The following is a 21440-nucleotide window of genomic DNA, read 5'->3' as shown; positions in this document are numbered from 1 at the left end:
GAAACGAAACGAACACTGTATCGCTACAAGTTTTTGTGATATTCAGGAAATCGGACGTGCGGAAGCTACCTTCTCGTTTCTTGTCAAAATGTGACGCTCTATTCTTTGTTCTGACCCTAAACTATATCATGGTAGGTGGTATCATTTCTTGGGAAGCATAAAGCAGGGATTTACTCGATTTTTATGCTGTATTTTCTGTGTAATTTTAAGTAACGCCTCGGTGTAAATTATAATCTACACTCTTCCTATCGGGTGACACAGGTAGAGAATTCGTTTAGGAGCGAGCCGCAACACGTTAGGCCGCAGCTCAGAAATCAAGCGTATGTCAGTTTGGCTGCGGTATCCTGAATTAATGCCTGAAATGCATATGATCTCCTCAAATCGGATGAAATAAAGTGAGTATCGACTCAGATTTTTTTAACAAGGAAGTAAATCAGGAGGCAGAGCTCAGCGAAGATTCGCTTCGTCTTGCACTTGAGCGCCTCGGTAACAGAAGTAATAAGAGACCAGCACAGCAGGCACACAAGAAGGTAGTGCCCGACCAGCGTCGTCGTCGCTTTGTTCAGGAAGGTCAGGTTGTCGTCGAACACCATCAGGTGTCGCGTGCCGCTCTGCGTTCCTCGCCGGTCCAGTCCGACGACCACAGTGAGGAAATTGCACGTCTGCGTAATCTTCTGAAGATGGAGCAGCGTCGTGCAGAAGATGCACAGCGCGATCTTGGCGATATGCAGGTTCAGTTGCGTACGCTCGAGACACATCTCGTGCATGAAAAGCTGCATGTCACCGAGCTGAAGACGAAATGTGCAGAAGTCGAGCAGGCGCTGCTCGAAGCTCAGGTTCAGCTCTCCATGCTGCGCGAAGAGAGCCAGAAGCGTCACGTCGAACCGGCAGGGCCTGCCGATGAGACTGCAGAGCCTGTCGTCAAAAGAGGCAGGGGGCGCCCACCGCGCGTTCGGGAAGTGCCTGCGATGGCCGGTGAACCCGAACCTGTTCGCTGGTGGAAAGACTGAGATTTCGGACGGGTCGCCTTTTCAGTAAAGGGGCCCGTTTAGAAAGACGATGAAGCGACCGGGAGTTTGTCCCGGTCGCTTTTTTTTTGTCTGGGGTCCGCCATGGCATGATGGCCTCCAGTCCCAACCCACGCCTGTGCAGGTAATCTGGCACCTCACACGGGGCGACTGGCCTTGTGAAGCGTGCGTGCGAACCAGATCAGACAGAGGGCGAAGAGGGCAATGCCGGTCAGGCCCTGAAAGCTCTGGCCGACAGGGATCGTCAGCAGATCCGTATGGCCGCTCATACCGCTCAGCACGGCAATGACCACGCCGATCAGGCTCTCGCCAACAATAAAGCCGGACGCCACCATGGTGCCGGTGCTGTCATCGCTGTGAGAGGCGGTATGCGGTGCGCGGTCAAAAAAGAAGGCAATGATAGCGCCGATGGCGATAGTTACCGAAACATCGGCAGGAAGGTAAATGCCCATGCCGACGGCCAGAGGTGGCATGGCGAGATTTCGGATTTTCAGCAGACGATCGATGATGATCAGGGCGACACCTATCGCCGCGCCGATCAGGATCATGGTCCAGTCGAGATTGCGCAGCAGGATGCCTCGGGCAATATCGGCCATCAGGGCAGGCTGCGGCGCGGCAAGGGCCCGTGACGGGTCCATATCGGGGCGAGGCAACGTACCGCCGAAACCATAGGCCTGATAAAGAACATTCAGCACAGGCGGAATAACGAGCGCACCGACGACGCACCCTATGAGAAGCACGACTTCCTGCTTCCAGGGTGAGGCACCGACGAGTTGTCCGGTTTTCAGATCCTGCAGATTATCGTTTGAGATGGCGGCCGAACCGGTAAGCGCCGTGAGGACGAAAAGAACATAGGCGATGGCGCTGTGCTGGTCATGGGCCGAAAGGGCATCCGGCACGAGATGCAGGGCTTCCAGCCCGAGCAGCGCAAGGCAGAGCGCGACGACGCTGATGATCGAGATGCCCGAAATCGGCGATGACGATGAGCCGATGATGCCCGCCATATAGCCGCAGGCACTCGCGACCAGAAAACCGATGAAGAGACAGGCAGCAAGTCCGAGTCCCAGCATGACGACGAGATAGAAATCATGCGTCGTGATCGGCCACAGGAAAAGCGTGAAAAGCGCCCCAAGCCCCAGAATAAGAGCCCCAAGCAGCAGGTTCATGACGAGCGGCGGCAGATCACGATCTGTCTCGTCCAGGCTGGCACGATGGGTCTGCGAAAACGCCTCGCGCAAGCCTCGCAAAACCGGTCCCATCAGTGAAAAGACTGTCCAGCATGCCGCGACAGCGATGGTGCCTGCGCCCATGAATCGGATCTTGTGAACCCATAGCCCTGTAGCGAATTCAGTCGCTGAAACCCCGGCGGGATGCGTGACAACCGCGCTGAGCCAGGGCACGCCAACGCCCCAGCCGATGACGACACCTGCCAGCATGGCGAGACCGCCGCCAAGCCCCACGAGATAACCCGTGCCGATCAGAGCCAGCGAATAGGCGCCCTGAAGACGAAAGACCGAGGGGCCAAGCGAGAAGGTAGCGCTCCAGCCATCCTTGATGATTCTGACGCCTGTGCTGAGAAACGTCAGGGCTGCTGCGATCAGACTGCCCCGGATAAGGGCCTTGAGTGCCTGCTGATTGCCTTCCGGCGAGGCCACGCGAAGGATCTCGGCGCAGGCAACGCCCTCCGGATATGGCAGGGCACTATGGGTGACGAGGGCCCGTCTGAGGGGAATGGTGAACAGCACGCCTGTAGCGCCACCAAGCAGGGTAATGAAAAAGCTCTCCCAATAGGGAAAACCGCTCCAGAACCCGATCATGACCAGGCCAGGTATGGTGGCGAATACACAGCTGAGCGTACCCGCTGCCGAGGCCTGTGTCTGGACAAGGTTGTTTTCGAGAATGGTGCTGCCACCGAGTGCCCGCAGCACCGCCATGGAAATGACGGTCGCGGGGATCGAAGAGGCAAAGGTAAGACCGATCTTCAGGCCAAGATAGACGTTGGACGCGGTGAAGATGATCGTGATCAGGGCGCCGAGAACAAGTCCTCGAATGGTCAGTTCCCGTGTCGCCGCAGTCATGCTGTCTCTCTGTCTCGATAACGTAAGGAACAGCTCCTACGACGAAGCGCCTAGAAACGGAAGACGAAGTTCGACTGGTAATAGCTCCCGCTCTTGCCGCCTGCGGCGCGCAACCCGTCCGAGCCTATGAAGCGGGCCCCGTATTGCGTCCATGTGAGATGGCGGTTGAGCTGGAGAGTGAGAGAGGCCTGGGGCACGATACCCACAAAGCCGCCATGCAGGTTGGTGAAGGCATAGGCGCCGGAAGGACCGTAGACGGCGTCATTCGTCGAGGCGCGCCAGAAAAGCGGGCTCTTGAACTGAAGGCTGAGCCAGTTGCGCGGCGTCAGCCGGATAACGGGAGACAAGCTGACGAGATTGCTCGGAGCAATATAGGTGGTGGTATCGAGATAGTTGGTCTGCGGGTTGAATGGCGCGATATAGGTGCCGATTGTGCCGCTGTTGCGTTGCGATGAGCCGCCCGAATAGAGGTCGGCCTGGAGCCCTATGAACGGGTGAAGCGGCGAAGGGGTGTGACGATAGCCAGCAATGGCGTTGAAGGCAAAGGCCGAGACATCGCGGTTCTGCCCTGTCCGGTTCAGCTCGAAGCTGCCGCCCTGATAAAGCCCGCCCACGGAGAATTCGAATGACGGGGCGCCCCCATACCAGCGGAAGCCGTAATTCTGACGGGCTGTGGTCCCGCTGAGTGTGGTCTTGTTGTAGGGCAGGGCGGCGGAACTGCCGCCCACTCGAAAGGCAATCAGGAACAGGTCGAGAAAGGACGAAATGCGCTCTGAACCAAGCGCAAAAGACGGGGGCGCCCAGGTGACATCAATACCGTGCAGGCGTGTGCTCCAGTCAACGCGGTCATGGAACATCTTGTTGAAGGTTATGTTCGTGCCGACAAAATCGTACACATCGGCGCGCAGACGCGGCCAGATGGCATAGCCGCGCACACCATTCCACGCGAGCGGCACGTTGGGGGTTTCGCGGTTGTAGAGAATGTAGGAAGGCGCATCGAGGAACTGCTGGCGCCCGATGATCAGGCCGGTTTTGGCTTTCGCGAGTCTGGTCCGCAATTCGACGAAGCCCTGCTGCAGATCGAGCCGCTTGCGGAAGGTGGTGTTGTAGCCATAGCCCCCCCAGCCTGCAGCATCGCCATTCACAAGCTGGCCGAAAAACCTGACATGTTCGCCCAGATGCAGGTCGGCACCATAGAGGTTGCGCACGGCGAAACGTCCCGAGCCGGGAGTGCCACGCGTGCCGAGAAAAGGTGCCTCTTCCGACCAGTTGCGCAGACGTGTCTCACCGGAAAAAGTCAGCCACCAGGAGCCATTACGCGTTAGCGGAATAAATTTCAGAGGGTCGAAAAGATCGTCATGGCGCTTCTTGTCCCGCAGGAAGGACCAGTCTTCAGCCCAGGGGGCAACGCCGTAGCGTCCGACGGGGCCAAAACCGGCAGATTCACCGTTGCCTCTCGTAAAAACGCCCCAGTCTCCCTGTGTGCCGTGAGGGGCCTTGTTCTGCAAAGGCGTGACGCGGCGAGGCTGACCGACCGGGCCGGCATGAGGGTAGTTTTGGATTTCGGGGCGCTGTGTTCCGTTGACCGTCAGATGCTCATCGGTCGCTGTCGGATCGACAAGCTTGTAAGGCGTCGCCGCAGGCGAATTGGGGTCTGCGCTGGCATTGCCCTGCACGGTTGCTGCCTGAACAGCACAGGGAGCCACGCCCGCAAGTAGGAGGAGAGCAGGCAGGGCGTGACGAATGCGCATTGCGGAACGTTCCGGAGAAAGATAGTTCTCCAGAATATCATCGTATAAACAAAAAACAACGTGTTTTTATGAAAACACGAAACTTCGTTGTGTATTAGTTGGTGTGTGTGGTGAACTTGGCCGGGCGGAGATGGGTCTGGTTGTAGTCGAGCTGCTCATGCGTGAGCTGGAAGCCGACCTTCAGGGTGTAGTTGGTCTGCTGCAGATCGGGCGACGCCGGAACGTCGATGATTCGCACGGGCGTACGCAGCGAGACCGTCGACTGGTTGCCAGCGAAAGATACGGGGATGTCGAATTCCTTCTTTTCCAGAATCTTGCCGTCACGCAGCACCGCCACGAAATAGGGCAGAACGATATCCTTGCCATCCGAGGCCGGGCCACGCTCGACGACCACAGCAAGGCTCAGGCGCGAACGGACGCTTTTTTTCGGGCCGGCTTCACAATTGCCGGTAAGCCCGCTCATGCCGGCATGGGTCACAAGGCTGCCTGCATCGAGGCCATGGCCGTCATACTGATAGAAATCGGCGGCCTGGCTGAGAATCTCGACAGGCGGGCAGGTGGGGGCGAAAGCGCTCTGATCATCCTGGTTGCAGCCCGTCAGGGCGACAGAGGAACCGATCAGGGCGATGAGGGGCAGGAGCGGGCGAGCGTATAGGGTCATGGACAAGGCTCTTCGTCTATTCACCGGTGCGGAAACCGAGTCCGGTATGGTAAGAAGGCGACACGAAGCCGAATGATCGTGCAATGACGGGCTTGCATACTGGCAACGGGTTGCGTAGCTCCCATATGCGAGCCCATATCGCGAAGCGTTGCATCATTCGTCATGCGTGCTGCCATGGGGCTTGTTCGCATATACCGCCTGCCGTGAGATTGGGGAACACCATGCCCGACACCTTGACCACTTCACGCCCGCAAGCGTCCTCGGAACAGGGATCTGAAGCGCAAACGCTTCGTGTTCTTCTGGCCGGGCCGCGTGGCTTTTGCGCTGGCGTTGATCGGGCCATCCGCGTGGTGGAAGAAGCCCTGCGCCGCTATGGCGCGCCTGTCTATGTCCGTCATGAGATCGTGCACAACCGTACCGTTGTCGAGAATCTCGAAGAGCAGGGCGCGATTTTCGTCGAGGAGCTCGATGAGGTTCCCGCCGATGGCCATGTCGTCTTCTCCGCACATGGCGTGCCAAAATCGGTGCCTGCCGAAGCCCAGCGCCGCAATCTGCTTTATCTGGATGCGACCTGCCCGCTGGTGTCGAAGGTCCACCGTGAAGCCGAGCGTCATTTTGCCGGTGGCGGCCCCGATGCGCGTCATATCCTGATGATCGGTCATGCTGGCCACCCCGAGGTGGTTGGCACGATGGGCCAGCTTCCGAACGGCGCCGTGACGCTTATCAACGATGCTGAAGAAGCCCGCACGGTTCAGCCTGCCGATCCGTCCCGCCTGGCGTTCATTACCCAGACCACGCTTTCGGTGGATGATACCTCCGAGATCGTTGCGATCCTTCGCGAGCGTTTCCCGCTGATCGAAGGGCCGAAGAAGGAAGATATCTGCTACGCCACGACCAATCGTCAGGAAGCAGTAAAGGCCATCGCGCCGGAGAGCGATCTGGTGATCGTGATCGGTTCGCCGAATTCGTCGAACTCCCAGCGTCTGCGCGAAGTGGCAGAGCGTTCGGGTGCCAAGCGCGCGCTTCTCGTGCCCAAGCTAGCGGCGCTCGACTGGAGCGTTCTCGAAGGGGTCGGCACTGTCGGTATCACGGCGGGGGCATCGGCGCCTGAGTCGTTGGTGCAGGAAATGGTCGATGCCCTTTCGACGCGGTACAAGCTGCAGATCGAAGAGCGCATCGTGAAGAAGGAAAACGTGGCCTTCCGTCTGCCGAGCCCGCTCGGCGAGCCTGTCTGAGGGCTGACGCAAGCATCATGAACCCTCTTTTTTCCGTCTGATATCATGGCGGTCTATACAACCATTCCGCCGGAGAGGCTCGAGGCCTTTCTGGCGGATTATGATCTTGGCCCGCTCGTTCAGATCGACGGCATTGCCGAGGGTGTCGAGAATACCAACTACCTGCTCGAAACCGAGGCAGGGCGCGCTATTCTAACGCTTTACGAAAAGCGTGTGCGCGCCGAGGAACTGCCCTGGTTTCTGGGGCTTATGCAGCATCTTTCCAGCCGGGGGCTGAAATGCCCCACGCCCGTCATTGCTCGTGACGGGGTGGCGCTGCGCAGCCTCATGGACAAGCCCGCCGCCATCACGACCTTTCTGCCGGGTCGGCCGATTGCGGCCATCACCCCGTCGGCCTGTTTCAGTCTGGGGCAGTCTCTAGCGCGTTTTCACCTTCTGGGGGAGGGTTTCCGGGCGACACGCAGGAATGCTCTCGGGCCGGAAGCCTGGAAGCCCCTTCTGGATTCCTGCAAAGGCGCAGGGGACACGCTACGTCCCGGTCTGACGCAGGAACTGGACGAGGCGATTGCAGCCGTGCTGCGTGACTGGCCCCGGGAAGGCACGCTTCCGGCCGGCCAGATCCATGCAGATCTGTTTCCGGATAATGTCTTCTTTCAGGAGGGTGATGTCTCGGGGCTGATCGATTTCTATTTCGCCTGCACCGACCTCCTTGCCTATGATCTCGCGATCTGCCTGAACGCCTGGTGTTTTCCGGATGAGGCGACTCCTTCGGCAGCGCTCATGGCCGGTCTGATGGGCGGGTATCAGTCAGTGCGGCCGCTAAGCCCTGACGAGAAGGCAGCGCTTCCCGTACTGGTGCAGGGGGCAGCCATTCGCTTCCTTCTGACGCGGCTCTATGACTGGGTGAACACCCCTAAAGATGCCATTGTGACTCGCAAGGACCCGCTGGCCTATTATCATCGCCTGACAGCGTGGCGTGACGACGCGAAGGGTCTTCTGCATGTCTGAAGAGGTCAGAGCTCCTTTGCCCGATGATGCGCCTTTCGTCGAAATCTGGACCGATGGCGGGTGCAAGCCCAATCCGGGGCCTGGTGGTTGGGGTGCATTGCTCTGTTCCATGGGGCATGAGCGCGAGCTTTCCGGTGGCGAGCCGGAAACCACCAATAACCGCATGGAGCTGACGGCTGCGGCCGAAGCGCTGGAAGCACTCAAGCGCCCCTGCAAGGTTACGCTTCACACGGACAGCGAGTATCTGCGCAACGGTATCACGCGCTGGCATACGGGCTGGGTGCGTCGCAACTGGCGCAATGCGGCGGGTGATCCGGTGAAAAATCTCGATCTCTGGCAGCGCATTCTGGCGGCGGAAAAGCGCCACAAGGTCGAGTGGCTCTGGGTGCGCGGCCATAGTGGCAATGTGAACAACGAACGGGTCGATCAGATCGCCACGGCTGCCCGCGAATCGATGGAGCGCGGTTGATTCCCTCCTGACGGGGGAGAGCGGTCATGTGCTGCTCTCCCATTTGTCCTGGGTCGTCAGACTTCGAGACAGATCCGATGGGCGATATCGGTCGTCTTGTCGGCGTCAGGCATTAGGCCGATCAGTTTGAGTTCGTCGACATATTGTTCGACCTGCACCCTGAAGGGGTGCCCCGTGACGACATGGCTCGCGATTTCACGCTCGAGCATGCCTTTGGCTTCCTCCGGCGCATCAGAATCTTTTTTCCATAAACGCGCCAGCTCGTCGCGATGGGCCGGAAATTCGTTCTGGGCGTCCTGCAGAGCGGCTGTGAGTGCTGCGGCGAGACCTGGGTCCTGCGCCATAGCCTTTGTGGCGATTCCCAGAGTGAGATCGATTCGTTCACGTTCGGCGCCTGTCATGCTGTCGAGCATGTTCCAGCTCACGCCTTTCGTCTGCTGGAGGATTCGCCAGCCGCTCGGATCGTGCACGGCAACCGCATCGAGGTCTCCTGCACGCAGGGCATCGGCCATGTCATCGGCAGAAATCGCGACCCATTGCACCGAATCGGTCGGATGCAGGCCGCGGCGCCGCAGCTGGATGCTGACGAATCGGCGATCTGCCCCTTCGAGGCTTACGACGCCGATTTTTCTGCCTGCCAGATTGCCGACCTTGTGCAGGTTGAGCGCGCGTCTGACGAGCAGACGGTAACTGCCGCCGCGCACGCCGCAGGCGAGTCGTGCAGGCAATTCATTTTCTTCATCCTGATAAAGGGCAGGCAGCCAGTCGAGCAGGGGGCTCAGAGCTGCGTCGGCGCGATTGTTCACGACGGCGTCGATGGCGCTGTTGCCGCCCGGCGTTTCCACCAGATCGACCGTGAGATTGTAGCGCCCAAAAATGCCCTGCTGGCACAGCCAGAGCAGGGGATCATAATCGGGTTCGGGCCAGGCAAGGCGGATATGGCGCTTTTTGCCATCGGTCTGAACGGGCTTGTGACGATGGAAGAAGCTATGCGTTTGCAAGGCTGTAGCCAGAATAACGCCCCCTGCACCCATGAGAAGAAGACGACGGGAAGGCGCTGCCATCAGAAGAAAATCTCCATATGCAAAAAAAATGACAAAGGGGGGTTTACCCCAGGAAAAGCTTTCGCTAGATAGTGCCTCGCCGGTCCCGAATAGCTCAGTTGGTAGAGCAAGCGACTGTTAATCGCTGGGTCGTAGGTTCGAGTCCTACTTCGGGAGCCAGGCATTTTCCTTTCAAAATTCATGTTTCATCAGGTCTGATCGTATCGAGACGATCCAGCGTCCACAGGCGCGGGAACATCCTGATCCAGAGACCTGCGACGATCAGTGTACCGATGCCGCCTGCCACGACGGCCGCTTCGGTCCCGATTGCAGTGGCCAGCATGCCGCTCTCGAATTCCCCCAGCTGATTGCTCGAGCCGATGAACAGCATGTTCACGGCTGAAACACGGCCGCGCATGCCATCTGGTGTGGCCAGCTGTGTCAGGGCGCCGCGCACGACCACGCTCACCACGTCAGCAGCCCCAAGAACGGCGAGAGACAGAACCGAGAGGGTGAGGGAGTGCGACACGCCGAAGACGATGGTGGCGATGCCGAAAATGCCGACCGAAGCGAACATGATCGGCCCGGCATGGCTCTTGAGCGGATAGCGCGCCAGAACGAGGGAGCCGAGCAGCGCCCCGATGGCGGGAGAGGCTCTCAGAATGCCGAGGCCAATAGGGCCCAGATGCAGGATATCATCGGCATAGACCGGCAGCATGGCGGTAGCGCCGCCCAGAAGCACCGCAAACAGATCGAGCGAGATTGCGCCCAGAAGGTCACGACGGCGGCGCAGGAAGGCAATGCCGCCAAAGAGCGATTCGAGGCTCATGGGGGAGCGGCTTCCCGCATAGGGGCGCAGCTTGAGCAGCGATGTCGACAGTAGGGCGATGGAAAAGCCGATCGCACAGGTGAGATAGCAGAAATCGGCGCCAAGCCCGTAAAGCAGGCCTCCGAGTGACGGGCCGATGATCGAGGCAGTCTGAAACAGCGACGCCGAGAGCGCAGCAGCCTTGGGAAACTGGGCGGGGGTGGCGATGGAAGGCAGGAAGGTCTGCTGGCAAGGCCCTTCGAAGGACCGTAGCGCGCCAAAACAGGCAACAAGCACATAAAGCGCCCAGGGGGCCAACTGGCCGGTATAGGTGAGCAGTGCCATGGCAAAGGCGCCGATGATCTCGATCACCTGACAGATCTGGACGATGCGCTTGCGATTATAGCGATCTGCCACGTGGCCCGAGATAAAGACCAGGGCCAGCATGGGCAGGAACTGCGCCAGGCCGATCAGCCCCAGGGCTGCCACGCTGTGGGTCAGTGCGTAGGTCTGCCACGCTACCGCAACTGCGAGAACCTGGGCTGAAAGGGCGGAGAGTGTGCGCCCGGCGAGAAAGGGGCGCAGGCCAACGATGGCACTCAGGGCATCGTTTGGCTTGGGGGCGGGCTCTTGGAGCGTATGGGGATCTGGCATGGCGCCTTCACTATAAGCAGAGGGCGCAAGGCAGAGCCAGCGGGCAGCCTTGTGGAGTCGATTGCATTTCAGAGGCTGTGCGGGCAGGTTCCGCCGATGACCCCAGAAAATGATCTTCCTGCCGAATCGAGGGCTTCAGCCTTTTCAGCCGACCCGGTGCAGCCTGATATCCGTGTCGGGACAGTCGCCTCCGCGCGGGAAGAGGGCGATAAAATGATGCTCTGGATCGATTTCGGCGCACTCTTGGGTGTCCGCCGGGCCACAATGACGCTGGCGAAGCGTTATGAGGCGTCGCAGCTGGTTGGCAGGCAAGTTTGTGCTGTGGTTAATCCGCAGCTGCACAACGCTTCTGTCAATCAAGTTCTGGCGCTTGGCATGCCCGATCGCTCCGGCGACATGGTTCTGATCTGCCCGGATCGCCGGGTGCCAGATGGAGGAAAACTGTTCTGATGGCTACCAACTACGCAACCGTCACCTGGGACCAACTGCATCGCGATGCGCGTACCCTTGCCTCGGCCCTGATGGCGCGTGGCGAGTTCAAGGGCATTGTTGCCGTGACCCGTGGCGGTCTCATTCCGGCTGCGATCATCGCCCGTGAGCTAGATTGCCGCCTTGTCGAATCGATCTCGGTCATCAGCTACTCAGGCGAGAGCGCGCAGGACCAGAAAGAGCCGCGCGTGGTCAAGGCGCCAATCGCTGCCGGCGATGGCGAAGGCTTTCTCGTAATCGATGATCTGGTTGATTCGGGTGAGACGGCCAAGGTTGTGCGCGATGTGCTGCCCAAGGCGCATTTTGCCTGTCTTTATGCAAAGCCCAACGGCAAGCCGCACACGGATCAGTACGTGATGGAAGTGGCTCAGGACACCTGGGTGCTGTTCCCTTGGGACACTGCACCGCTCTTTGTGCCGCCTCTGGCGCGTAACCTCGGATAATTCTTCACTTTTTTTAAAACCGCATCTTTCACCCTGCCGCGAGTTGCGGTAGGGTCCGCGCGTTCGGGGCGTGGCGCAGCCTGGTAGCGCGCTTGTTTTGGGTACAAGAGGCCCCCGGTTCGATTCCGGGCGCCCCGACCACCACCACCAAGGGTATGGCGATACGCGCCCTTAGCTCAGTTGGATAGAGCAACAGCCTTCTAAGCTGTGGGTCGCTGGTTCGAATCCAGCAGGGCGCGCCATTTTCGTCTAGTTTTGGCTCCCTGAGTATGTGGATGGTTTACTGGCATTTTGGGCTGGTTGCTAAAATATCAAAAAGCCCCATTGCAACATTGCTGCTAGCAGAACGATTCCTGTCCTCTCTCATACCTCATTGCAGGTTAATGCGGTCGCGATGCGCATGGCGGGCCTTCGTTGATGAAGCGTGTTCGGTTCTGATCCCGAGCTTGAGATGAGGCGTGATTTGCAGCGTCGTTGACCCCCTGACTGTCTGTCACGGGTTATCAGCCAGCACGCGGTGCGCTTCGACGCGCCTGTCCCCCCCCGGGGGGGGGGCTGCCTCAAGGAATAGTGTCTTTCGATATGCGTCATCGAACATGAGAAAATGCTGTGTGCGTCTTTGGATCAGTGAAACCCGCTCGGATCTCATTGCGGTGGTTGGCTCTCAGGGCTCGATAAGGGATGTGCAGATCACTATAGGCGGTGATCTGCGTACATGAAGCTGGCTTTCCTTAGCTCTGATTGGCGAGGAGCGTTATTAATCGCCGGGAAGGCGCGTCTTTTTTTTTCCTCTTTATGAGGTGTTGCTTTGCTTCCAATCGATCCGATGAGCGGAATACCCTTTGGCTCGGAAGCAGTCTGTGAAAAAGTGATCCGTGAGTACGGATCTATATTCACGTGGAAAAATTATTCATTTTGTGCTAATCGAAAGACATCATGAAAAATGTAGAGATTTTTCAAAAATAAATGCATTTTCTTGTTGCTCCAAAAAATAGATGTATACGTAATTTAAATACTATATTTTATGCGCAATTAATAATTGTTATGTTAAAATATAATTTGCGCATTATTTATAAATATAAATATAAATATAAATATAAATATAAATTTCAAAAATATTTATCTCGATTAACCTTTTCGCGAGGAGTTAGCCATGACATGGCGGCCTAGTACCAATATTCTTCGTCCCCTGACTGGGGCGAATGTGAGCGCTTGTCCTTCGGTCAGATCCGCACTGGTCTGGCCCCCTTCCGCGCTCAATGGCGGGGGAGATTACAGCATCGATTTCGACGGTATTCTTGCGCCTGGGGAATACATCGTGTCCTTCGTATTCGACGCGGGCAATGCTGCTGATCAGGCCTGGACCAGCCTTTTCGGAACAATTGCGACGGTGTGGTTGCGCTGGAAAACTTCTGGAATGTCCGTGGTCACGGTCTGCGCGCTAACGAGCCACGGAAACACACATCAGGTGGAAGCCAACATAATGGTCTCGCCCCGGGCCTCACTTTTTCCGGTTTCACTCCCTACGGCACCTGAGACGCCAGCGTTACCTCTTTCCAATGCAACGATGGACGCGTGGCTGGGGCATCTGCCCACCGATCCCGCAGGGCTGACGCAGGGATGGTTCAATAATGGAGGCATACCAACCCGCCTCGGTAACCTCGGGTGACTAGACGGTTTCTGACGCAGCACGCCGACAGGAGCGTCGAACCCTTTCTGGGCTGCTATCGCGGCTATCGACAGGCCCGGGCGTATCGCTGGTTAATTGGAAATGAGCTGATGATGAATCTCTCGTGCCTGCACTGTTTGGGGTGGGCGGCTCAGGGCCGTAGTCTGACCTATCAGTTTCAACAATGAAAGAACGGCGATGCCGGAAAACTTGCAACCGCAGCCTTGGTGGGTGGCGGTAATCGGTGGCGTGCTGTTCACCGTGCGTTGGCTGATCGGCCTTGGAGCCTCCGGAGCGAGAGCCACAATTGAGGCGCAAAAGGAGACGCTGGCGCGGCTGAACGCGCGTGTCGACAAGCTGGAGCAGCGTGAGGACGAAAATCTGACGGTAATCCAGGAGTTGCGAACCCAGAATGCCATGCTGCGCAATGCGCTGTGCCGCGCCGGGATCCACGTGCCTGACCGTCCTGAATATACCGATCAATTGAAAGACTGGAATGAAGGATTCACTGGAAATCGTTACGGCGTTGCTGCGTCGTGACGATATGGAGGGCTTGCGATTAGCCCCTTATCTTTGCCCAGCAGGATATTGGACGATCGGTTGCGGTAATCGCTACCTTGAGGACGGAACACCGGTCACGGCAAAAACGAAGCCGATTACCGAGCAGGAGGCAAATGCCCTGCTACGCACAACGCTTCTAGAGCTGCGAAAAAAGCAGCGTGACATGGTGCACGTTCCGCTCGTGCCGTGTCAGGAGGGCGCCTTGCTTTCCTGGCAATTCAATATCGGTACGGCAGCCATGCGAAGCTCCACACTTTTGCGCCTCCTGAATCAGCGCTTTTATGAGGCAGCGGGACAGCAGCTTCTACGTTGGGACAAGGCGACGATCCGGGGCGACCTCGTCGTGTTGCCCGGATTGAAAAGACGGCGCCTTCTCGAATTGCGCGTCTACAGGGGGCAATTGCAGTAGAAACGTTATTTTTCGATCTGCTGCCTTTCCTGCTTTTCTCAAATAAAAGGAAGTAATTTATGCCGCAAGAATGGCAGTCTTTCTATGCGTCTATTCTGCCCATCATCCCTGCTGAAATCGCGAGCGCCCTCACAGTGATCGGCACTTTTTCAATCGCGCTTTGTGCCGTTCTTGCACGGTTCTGGCCTAGGCCCGATACTGGATCGAAATGGATGTATCTCTATCTTCTGGTCAATCGCGTGGCGATGAACAGTCGGCATGCGACTAATGCCGACGACACGCGACCCGGGGGCTGAAAGAACGTGCCCGGGCAAAGATGTCTTGGTTGGAGGAGCGTCGTTTTTTTGATGCGCTGGTTTTATTTGCGCTTCTGGAACGAACGGAAACGTCGTAGGAGCGAAAGCTAGACAAAGCCGGGATAGCCGGTCATGCGTTGGAGCCGAAATGTCGCCTGGATTTACGCATGGTCGATAAGACGCCTCCTGTGCTCGGTATCGAGGCCTACGAGATTTTCGACACGCTTCCCGAGCGTGGATATGACGATCTCGTCTCCCTCGCAGCCCAGATATGCACGACGAAAATTGCGGTCGTAAGTCTGATCGACAAGGATCGGCAATGGTTCAAGGCCCGTATCGGTACCTCGCTGTGCCAGACGGGGCTGGAAAGCTCGATCTGCCGCTTTGTGGTCGATGAGGATTGCCTGATCGAGATTGAAGATCTGACAGCTGATCCACGAACGTCGCAAAATCCGCTTGTCACTGAGCAGCCTGAAATTCGTTTTTATGCCGGAGTGCCGCTGCGCACCCCCTTGGGGACTGTTGGGGCGTTGGCCGTTATTGACGATGTGCCCCGGCATGGCGGTCTGCTTCCAAGTCAGCGCGAAGCGCTCGAAAAACTTTCTTCCCTCGTGGTCGATCTGCTTGAACTGAGAAGGCGCAGCACTGCACTTGGTGCAACGCGCAAGCGCTGGCGCAGCCTCATCCAGGCTATGGATGAAGGATATTTTCTTGCCCAGGCGCTGCGCGATGAAGCAGGCCGCTTGCGCGACTGGGCCTATCTCGAGGTCAATCCCGCTTGGGAGCGCCATGTCGGCATCCCGGCAGATGCGGTTATCGGCGCTACCTATGCAGCGCTTTTTCCTTTCATCGAATCTGACTGGATTGCACTGGCTGCGAAAGCACTGGAAACGGAACAGCCTGTCTCATTTGTTCAACGCGTCAAGGCGACCGGCCGCTGGTATGAAGGCACGTTCTATCCGGTCGGGCAGGATTATTTTTCAGCGACGTTCAAGGACGTCACCAGCCAGATTGCTGCGCGGAACCGGCAGGACGGACTGATTGCCCTGGGCGATGTGCTGCATGACGAGCGTGATATCGCAACCATGATCAGCCAGGCCATGGCCGTAATCGGCAAGGCCCTCTGTGCCGACCGGGCGACTTATGGCGAACTCGATCATGATATCGAGACCATTACCGTTGCCGAAGGCTGGGCGTTGCCCGGAATGCCGCCGATCAAGGGGCTTTATCGTTTTGATGATTACGGGCGCCTGCGTGAAACGCTGCTTGCTGGCGAGGCGCTCGTCATTACCGATATCTTGACCGATGAGCGCACACGCGATGACAGCACGGGCTGGCTCGCATTAAAGGCGCGTGGTGTCATCAACGTGCCGGTGCGGGAGGATGGGCGCAATGTCGCGCTCATGCTGGTGCATTTCTGCATGCCTCACGACTGGACCAGTGAGGAAATCCACTGGCTGCATAACGCTGCTGATCGTCTTGAACTCGCCATCGCACGCAGGCGTGCGGACGAGCTTCAGATCATGATCAATGGTGAAATTGCCCATCGGCTACGCAACACATTGGCCATGGTGCAGGCGGTCGCGCGCATGACCCTGCGCGACGCGCTCTCCAAAGAGGAAGCCAGCCGTTTCTATGAGCGGCTCCAGTCTCTTGGGCGCGCGCATGACCTGCTTCATTGCGATGAGCAGCGCGCCGCAGTTCTGGGCGATCTCATCGCCAATATTCTTAGAGATGCTTCCGTGTTCGAGCGCTGCCAGATATCGGGGCCAGTCATGCGCCTTGGGTCACGGGCCGCTATGTCCACGGCATTGCTCATTCATGAAATGACGACAAATGCCTGCAAGCACGGAGCACTTTCTGTGCCTGAAGGGCAGGTGGTGATTTCGTGGCAGGTAGAGGCCTCACAGGCGGGGAACGATCTGGTGCTGTTCTGGCAGGAACAGGGCGGCCCACCCGTCAGTGAGCCGACAAAGGGCGGCTTTGGCGCGCGTTTAATATCCTTCGGTCTGATTGGAACGGGAGGCGTTTCCCTGCGCTATGAACAGGAAGGTCTGTCGGCCAGCTTCCGGGCCGACGCAGAAAAGATCATGAGGACGTAATGGCGCATTCACTGGACTACAAGCCGCAACAGGCACCGACCGTTCTGGTGGTCGAAGACGAGCCGTTACAGCGTATGAGCCTCATGGATCTGCTTGAAGAGGCTGGTTATACGGTCGCCGAAGCGTCCGACGCCGATCAGGCCCTGATCATTCTCGAGAGCCGTCCCGATATCCGCATCGTTCTTGCCGATGTCGACATGCCCGGCTCGATGGATGGTTTGCGCCTGGCAGCACTCGTCCGTGACCGCTGGCCCCCTATCGAGATCATCGTGACCAGTGGGCGGGGTATTCCACAGCTTGCGACCATACCGGCGCGTTCCATTTTTCTGCCGAAGCCCCTTAACGAGCAGCGGGTCAAAGAGGCGCTTTCGCTCTTTTCCTGAGTATCACATCGTCATCAGGAGAGCGTGTTATCCAGCGGCTTCATGGCGGGCTTGCGATGGGCCGCCACGCAGCACAGCACGCTGGCCACGATGAAAAGGAACGAAGCAATCTCAAGCGGGCGGGGCAAACGCTGGTCCCATACAAACCCGTAGAGCAGCGCAAAAAGCGTTTCGAACAAGATCATCTGCCCTGTCAGCGTGAGTGGCAGTAGGCGGCTCATGCGGTTCCATAAGGCATTGCCGCAAAGCGACGCGATAACGGCGACACCGATCGAGACCGTGGCGAAACGCCCCCAAGCGGACAGGGCATGGGTAGTCGGGTCAAATAAAAGGGCCAGCGGCAGCATTACCAAAGCCTGGGCGCCGGTGACGAGCCCGGTCAGCAGATTCCATTCATGGCTCGACACATGATCGAGCCGGGCCAGAGCGCGACTGTTTCCTACGGCGAATCCCGTCCAGGAGGCCAATGCCGCGCAGGCACAAAGCAAGCCGGCAAGGCTGCTCGCCCCCATGGTCGCGGTCTGACCAGCGGGGAACAGGGCCTGCCAGCCGATGCAAAAAGCGCCGATCACGCAGAAGAACAGCGAGGGGGCCAATTTGAGGAAAGGCGGCGCATCCTTGTCACGGCTGCCGATGATCGTCACCGCAACGGGCATGAACCCGATCACGAGTGAGGTCAGCGCGATACCGCCTTTCTGCACCGCCATCGAGAGCATGACGTAATAAAAGCTGTTACCAAAAAACGAGAGCCAGAAGAGCCCGTGCCAGTCGCGCCTGTGCAGACGACGGCACAGAACAGGCAGTCGGGTGCCAATCAGGCTTAGTGCAATGAGCCCATAGGCCAGATAGCGACCTGCAGCGAGGTCAAGCGGCGGAAAGTCGCGCGCGAGTTCGGGTGCCAGAAAGACCAGCCCCCACAAGGCTCCGGCGCCAGCGCCGCATAACACGCCGAGCGGAAGGTTTTTCTGAGGGGGATTTGTGCTGCGGCTCATGCTGTCTTTCTAGCTTGAGGCACGCGACCTGTCTCGCCTGCGCCGAAGGCCGCGAGTCGTTGTGATACGAAGACGGGCGACACCCAGACAGAACCCGGCGAGGCAGATCGTGCTGACGCCCAGCAGAAGGGGCAGAATAATCAGCAACCGGGCGAAGGGCGCACGTAGCCAACGGAAGAAATCGAGATCATGCGGTCCATAGATAAACCATCGCGTCTCTCTGGCACCGGCTTCCACAACCCGCAGCTGCGCTCCATTATGCATATCGAGATAGAGCCGCGTCCCATCTGCACCTGTTACGCGCATTACGGGAAAAGTTCGTTTGAGGTGACGGGTGGAGAAATAATAGGAATCGTCGTGATCGAGCACGGCTATGGTCGTGGCGATGCCCGCTCTGCTCAGACCCGGCCTCAGGGTTTCTGCTGTCAGGGAAACAGGCGACAGAGTCTGGTCAAGTGTCCGATATTTCCCCGCATCATCGACGACTGCAAGAAAAGCTGTATCGCCCCAGGTACCAAGCGTGACGCTACGGAACCGTGCCTCGGGGTGTGCTCGTAGCGTCGAAACAAGGGGCTGAAGCTCGGAAGACGTAACGGGCCTGTTGAGGCGATCTATCCAGCCCGGCGCCGGGCCCGGTTCGAATAATCCGGCCGGGTTCATGCTCAGAAAACCGGTCGTGATCCATGAAAGCAGCATGAGGCCAAAACACAGCCCGGCCATATGGTGGAGCCGATGGATGCTTCTGTAGGGGGAAAGACGTCGCCCCGCACCGAGGCGTTGCCAGCCGATCCAGAGCCCCATGATCGTGAGGAATATGCCAGCGCCTGAAAAGACAATCAGAGTGTCTGCCCAGAGGCTCTGATGGCGTTTGAGGAGAGACGGATAGAGCCAGTGTGGTATGGCCCCGACCCATGACCAGAAGCGGGTTGTGCGTGTCGTCGCCTGAACCACATCGCCCGTCGCGGGCGAGAGATAGACGAGGGTCTTTTGCGGGTTATTGAGGGCGTAGCGGTAAAATCCTGATCGATGGTTCCGCGTGTTGAGTATCCACTGGTCGTGGTCGCGCAGACCCTCGAACCGTGCCGCGTCACGAGGCAGATCGGCATAGCCTGCCGCCACGCCAGCAAGGGCCTGCGGCGAGAGAGAGAGGTCCTGCCCGGTGCGGAGGTCGAAGCTTTTGGACGATCCTGTTTTGGAGGCTACCTGCAGGACAGGGATCGATCCGACCATCAGGATTCTGAACGATCGACAGGATTTTGCCAATGGCGGCAGAATGGTGGCCGTATCGATCTGAATGCGCTCATGCGCCAGATTTACTCGTGTCTCGTCGGGCTGCGGCCAGGCTTTCCAGAGCATCACAAAGCCGGAGAGGCACCAGACGCACATCATCAGCCCAAGCGTAATGCCAAGCCTGCGATGAAGCAGGAAAACGGCTCGGATTGTTTTTTTGCGCAGAGAGGTTTTCACCTGCGCGTTGAGCATGATGAGGCCAGAGCGGCGCAGTCGGGACGCAGTTCAGAACAAATCGCTCGCGATAGAAGGTCAGCTGGTTCGTCCGGGACGCGGTTGACCAGCGTCACGAGCGATCAATCTTCACACCGAGCGCTTCAAGTGCGTTCAGGCACGCTGCGGGATCTTTAGCTATCCCCTTGCAGGCGGCGAGGCTGATGACTGTCTCGAAACCGAGCTTCCTGGCATCCAGTGCGGTCGCCGCCACGCAGAAATCGAGTGCCAGCCCGCAGAGTGTGACATGGGTGATCCCCAGGCCGCGCAGAAGCGCGTCGAGCCCGGTCGAGTGGCGCTGATCGTTGTCGAAAAAGGCCGAATAGGAATCGCATGCGGGGTCGAGCCCCTTATGCACGATATGGCTCAGCCGGTTCTGATGCAGGAGGGGTGAGAAATCGGCGCCTTCCGTCCCGGCGACGCAATGGATCGGCCAGTCGCCTCCCTGAGGCACGAATGAGATATGGTTTTGCGGATGCCAGTCGCGGCTGGCGATAATGGCATCGAAATCCTGCGTCATGAGCGCATTGACTGCCGGGAGGATCAGATCGCCCTTCGGCACTGCGAGCGTACCCCCCGGTAGAAAATCGTTCTGCACATCAATGACGAGCAGGGCGCGACGGGGCGCTGCAGGGAATGAAGAGGCCATGAGAAGAAACTCCGCGTGTCTTCAGTGACCGATAACATGGCGCATGTCGTCACCGAAATGATGCAGGGCATCTTTTGCCGACATATGACGCCTGTGCCCGTTTTCGGCCACGATGGTGACAGTGGCGGTCATGCCGGCCGCCAGATGCAGGTCGGGCGGCAACTGGTCGATGTGAATGCGGACCGGAATACGCTGTGCCAGACGGACCCAAGTATAGACCGGATCAACAGAAGGCAGGCCTTGCGTGGCTGTGGTGGCGTTCATGCTTGAAATGCCGCGCGTGATGCTTTCGACATGGCCGAAAACAGGGTGATGACCGCCCATGAGATCCATCCGCACCGGATCGCCGATTTCGATATTATGAACCTTGGTTTCCTCGAAATAGCCATCCACCCAATAGGAGGCTGAGTCGATGATCTGGATGTTGACATGCCCGGCCGTAGCGAAGTCGCCGGGGCGCATCAGAAGGTTCGTGACATAACCATCGATCGAGCTATGGACGATCGTACGATCAAGATCGATGCGTGCCTGACGCAGGGCAGCCTGTGCCGCGTCATATTGTGCCCGTGCCTGCGCGGCAGCCGCGGAGAATTGCTGTTTTTCTTCCGCCGAAACCGCAACACCGGGAATGATACGACGCCGCTGATATTGCGAGATGCGGAAATCGAGATCGGCCTTGCGCTCGGCCAGATTGGCCTCGGCCGTTGCGACACGCACCTTGAAGTCGAACGGGTCGATGACGAAAAGCACGTCGCCGCGATGCACGAGCTCATTGTCATGAACCCGCACCTCAATGATCTCACCTGAGACACGGGGCGCCATATTGACGACCTGCGCGCGCACCTGACCGTTTCGGGTCCATGGGGCAGCAGTATAGTAATCCCACAAGATCACGATCACGATCCCTGCAACGACAAGGATAGACAGGGTGATGAGCCATCTGATCAGGCGTGAGGCACGAGCGAGCACGAGCGGAATTCTTTCACAAGAGCCAGGTGTAAAGCCCAAGCAGGCAGACAAGCAGGCCGAACTGGGCGAGGGGCGGATTCCAGAAGAAGCGCCAGAGATTGAGCCGTCCGAAACACCAGCGGATGAGGGCGAGGGTCAGCAGCGCCAGAAAGAGATTGGCAACGAAAGCCGAGACAAGCACGCCTTCGAGATCGATGACTTCACTCATCGGGCAGGCTTCCTTTCATGGCGCAGGCTAGG

The 21440-nt window shown here is 58.3% G+C and carries 22 protein-coding genes and 3 tRNA genes; 15 read left to right on the top strand and 10 right to left on the bottom strand.

Going from position 1 to position 21440, the window contains the following annotated elements; genetic code table 11:
* Positions 1–533 precede the first annotated feature (533 nt).
* Positions 534–1010 carry a hypothetical protein gene (locus AAID99_RS06715; protein WP_498493473.1) on the top strand — a complete coding sequence of 159 codons (477 nt, stop codon included), beginning with the start codon at positions 534–536 and terminating at the stop codon, positions 1008–1010.
* A 155-nt stretch (positions 1011–1165) separates the two neighbouring features.
* On the opposite strand, the gene AAID99_RS06710 is transcribed toward AAID99_RS06715, so the two are convergent.
* From AAID99_RS06710 to AAID99_RS06700, 3 genes are all read right to left on the bottom strand, one after another.
* A complete protein-coding gene (locus AAID99_RS06710) occupies positions 1166–3106 on the bottom strand; it encodes an OPT family oligopeptide transporter (RefSeq protein WP_498493472.1) in 1941 nt (646 codons plus the stop codon).
* A 50-nt stretch (positions 3107–3156) separates the two neighbouring features.
* Positions 3157–4857, bottom strand: a complete 1701-nt coding sequence (locus AAID99_RS06705; RefSeq protein ID WP_498493471.1) for an alginate export family protein — start codon at positions 4855–4857, stop codon at positions 3157–3159.
* A 94-nt stretch (positions 4858–4951) separates the two neighbouring features.
* The gene (locus AAID99_RS06700; protein ID WP_498493470.1) at positions 4952–5518 is read right to left on the bottom strand and encodes a hypothetical protein; all 567 of its coding nucleotides are present in this window, start codon (positions 5516–5518) and stop codon (positions 4952–4954) included.
* Positions 5519–5739: 221 nt separating this feature from the next.
* Between AAID99_RS06700 and ispH the strand changes: the two genes are divergently transcribed.
* From ispH to rnhA, 3 genes are read left to right on the top strand one after another with little or no spacing between them, the layout of a single operon-like run.
* Complete coding sequence (ispH, locus tag AAID99_RS06695) at positions 5740–6753, top strand: 4-hydroxy-3-methylbut-2-enyl diphosphate reductase (protein WP_188427059.1); 1014 nt, start codon at positions 5740–5742, stop codon at positions 6751–6753.
* Between the two features lie 45 nt (positions 6754–6798).
* Positions 6799–7761, top strand: a complete 963-nt coding sequence (gene thrB / locus AAID99_RS06690) for a homoserine kinase (RefSeq protein WP_498493469.1) — start codon at positions 6799–6801, stop codon at positions 7759–7761.
* Positions 7754–8230: a ribonuclease HI gene (gene rnhA / locus AAID99_RS06685; RefSeq protein ID WP_188427057.1), complete on the top strand. Its 477-nt coding sequence runs from the start codon at positions 7754–7756 to the stop codon at positions 8228–8230. The genes thrB and rnhA overlap by 8 nt, the downstream gene beginning before the upstream one ends.
* Positions 8231–8286: 56 nt before the next feature.
* Here the strand turns inward: rnhA and AAID99_RS06680 are convergent, their stop codons facing one another.
* Entirely contained in the window at positions 8287–9294 is a 1008-nt protein-coding gene (locus tag AAID99_RS06680) for an ABC transporter substrate-binding protein (RefSeq protein ID WP_188427056.1), read from the bottom strand.
* A gap of 83 nt (positions 9295–9377) precedes the next feature.
* Between AAID99_RS06680 and AAID99_RS06675 the strand changes: the two genes are divergently transcribed.
* Positions 9378–9453, top strand: a tRNA-Asn gene (locus tag AAID99_RS06675).
* 19 nt (positions 9454–9472) lie between these two features.
* Here AAID99_RS06675 and AAID99_RS06670 read toward each other — a convergent pair.
* Positions 9473–10735 carry an MFS transporter gene (locus AAID99_RS06670; protein WP_332350647.1) on the bottom strand — a complete coding sequence of 421 codons (1263 nt, stop codon included), beginning with the start codon at positions 10733–10735 and terminating at the stop codon, positions 9473–9475.
* A gap of 96 nt (positions 10736–10831) precedes the next feature.
* Here AAID99_RS06670 and AAID99_RS06665 point away from each other — a divergent pair, with 96 nt between their 5' ends.
* From AAID99_RS06665 to AAID99_RS06620, 10 genes are all read left to right on the top strand, one after another.
* A complete protein-coding gene (locus AAID99_RS06665; protein ID WP_229719858.1) occupies positions 10832–11185 on the top strand; it encodes a tRNA-binding protein in 354 nt (117 codons plus the stop codon).
* Positions 11185–11667, top strand: coding sequence for a xanthine phosphoribosyltransferase (gene gpt / locus AAID99_RS06660; protein ID WP_188427054.1), 483 nt, complete (start codon positions 11185–11187; stop codon positions 11665–11667). Before AAID99_RS06665 ends, gpt begins: the two co-directional genes overlap by 1 nt.
* Before the next feature lie 64 nt (positions 11668–11731).
* A tRNA-Pro gene (locus AAID99_RS06655) sits at positions 11732–11808 on the top strand.
* A 24-nt stretch (positions 11809–11832) separates the two neighbouring features.
* Positions 11833–11909 (top strand) — tRNA-Arg (locus AAID99_RS06650).
* A 911-nt stretch (positions 11910–12820) separates the two neighbouring features.
* Positions 12821–13336 (top strand): hypothetical protein, encoded by a 516-nt coding sequence (locus AAID99_RS06645; RefSeq protein ID WP_498493468.1) that lies wholly within the window; start codon positions 12821–12823, stop codon positions 13334–13336.
* A 198-nt stretch (positions 13337–13534) separates the two neighbouring features.
* A complete protein-coding gene (locus AAID99_RS06640) occupies positions 13535–13876 on the top strand; it encodes a hypothetical protein (protein WP_188427052.1) in 342 nt (113 codons plus the stop codon).
* Positions 13833–14306, top strand: coding sequence for a lysozyme (locus tag AAID99_RS06635; RefSeq protein ID WP_498493467.1), 474 nt, complete (start codon positions 13833–13835; stop codon positions 14304–14306). The genes AAID99_RS06640 and AAID99_RS06635 overlap by 44 nt, the downstream gene beginning before the upstream one ends.
* A 59-nt stretch (positions 14307–14365) precedes the next feature.
* A complete protein-coding gene (locus tag AAID99_RS06630) occupies positions 14366–14602 on the top strand; it encodes a hypothetical protein (RefSeq protein ID WP_188427050.1) in 237 nt (78 codons plus the stop codon).
* 167 nt (positions 14603–14769) lie between these two features.
* The gene (locus AAID99_RS06625) at positions 14770–16704 is read left to right on the top strand and encodes a GAF domain-containing protein (protein ID WP_188427049.1); all 1935 of its coding nucleotides are present in this window, start codon (positions 14770–14772) and stop codon (positions 16702–16704) included.
* Entirely contained in the window at positions 16704–17087 is a 384-nt protein-coding gene (locus AAID99_RS06620; protein ID WP_188427048.1) for a response regulator, read from the top strand. The genes AAID99_RS06625 and AAID99_RS06620 overlap by 1 nt, the downstream gene beginning before the upstream one ends.
* 14 nt (positions 17088–17101) lie before the next feature.
* Here the strand turns inward: AAID99_RS06620 and AAID99_RS06615 are convergent, their stop codons facing one another.
* The 5 genes from AAID99_RS06615 to AAID99_RS06595 all read right to left on the bottom strand — a co-directional run bounded on the left by AAID99_RS06615 (position 17102) and on the right by AAID99_RS06595 (position 21408).
* Positions 17102–18079 carry a DMT family transporter gene (locus AAID99_RS06615; protein ID WP_188427047.1) on the bottom strand — a complete coding sequence of 326 codons (978 nt, stop codon included), beginning with the start codon at positions 18077–18079 and terminating at the stop codon, positions 17102–17104.
* A gap of 9 nt (positions 18080–18088) precedes the next feature.
* A complete protein-coding gene (locus AAID99_RS06610; RefSeq protein ID WP_498493466.1) occupies positions 18089–19561 on the bottom strand; it encodes a PepSY domain-containing protein in 1473 nt (490 codons plus the stop codon).
* A 94-nt stretch (positions 19562–19655) separates the two neighbouring features.
* Positions 19656–20231, bottom strand: coding sequence for a nicotinamidase (locus AAID99_RS06605; RefSeq protein ID WP_188427045.1), 576 nt, complete (start codon positions 20229–20231; stop codon positions 19656–19658).
* A gap of 21 nt (positions 20232–20252) precedes the next feature.
* Positions 20253–21200, bottom strand: coding sequence for an HlyD family secretion protein (locus AAID99_RS06600; RefSeq protein WP_188427044.1), 948 nt, complete (start codon positions 21198–21200; stop codon positions 20253–20255).
* A 13-nt stretch (positions 21201–21213) separates the two neighbouring features.
* Positions 21214–21408 (bottom strand): DUF1656 domain-containing protein, encoded by a 195-nt coding sequence (locus tag AAID99_RS06595; protein ID WP_188427043.1) that lies wholly within the window; start codon positions 21406–21408, stop codon positions 21214–21216.
* Positions 21409–21440: the final 32 nt, after the last annotated feature.

This window comes from Asaia sp. Ae19-3 (assembly GCF_059801175.1).
The sequence above is the reverse complement of the archived record's forward strand: the minus strand, read 5'-3'. Positions and strand labels throughout refer to the sequence as shown.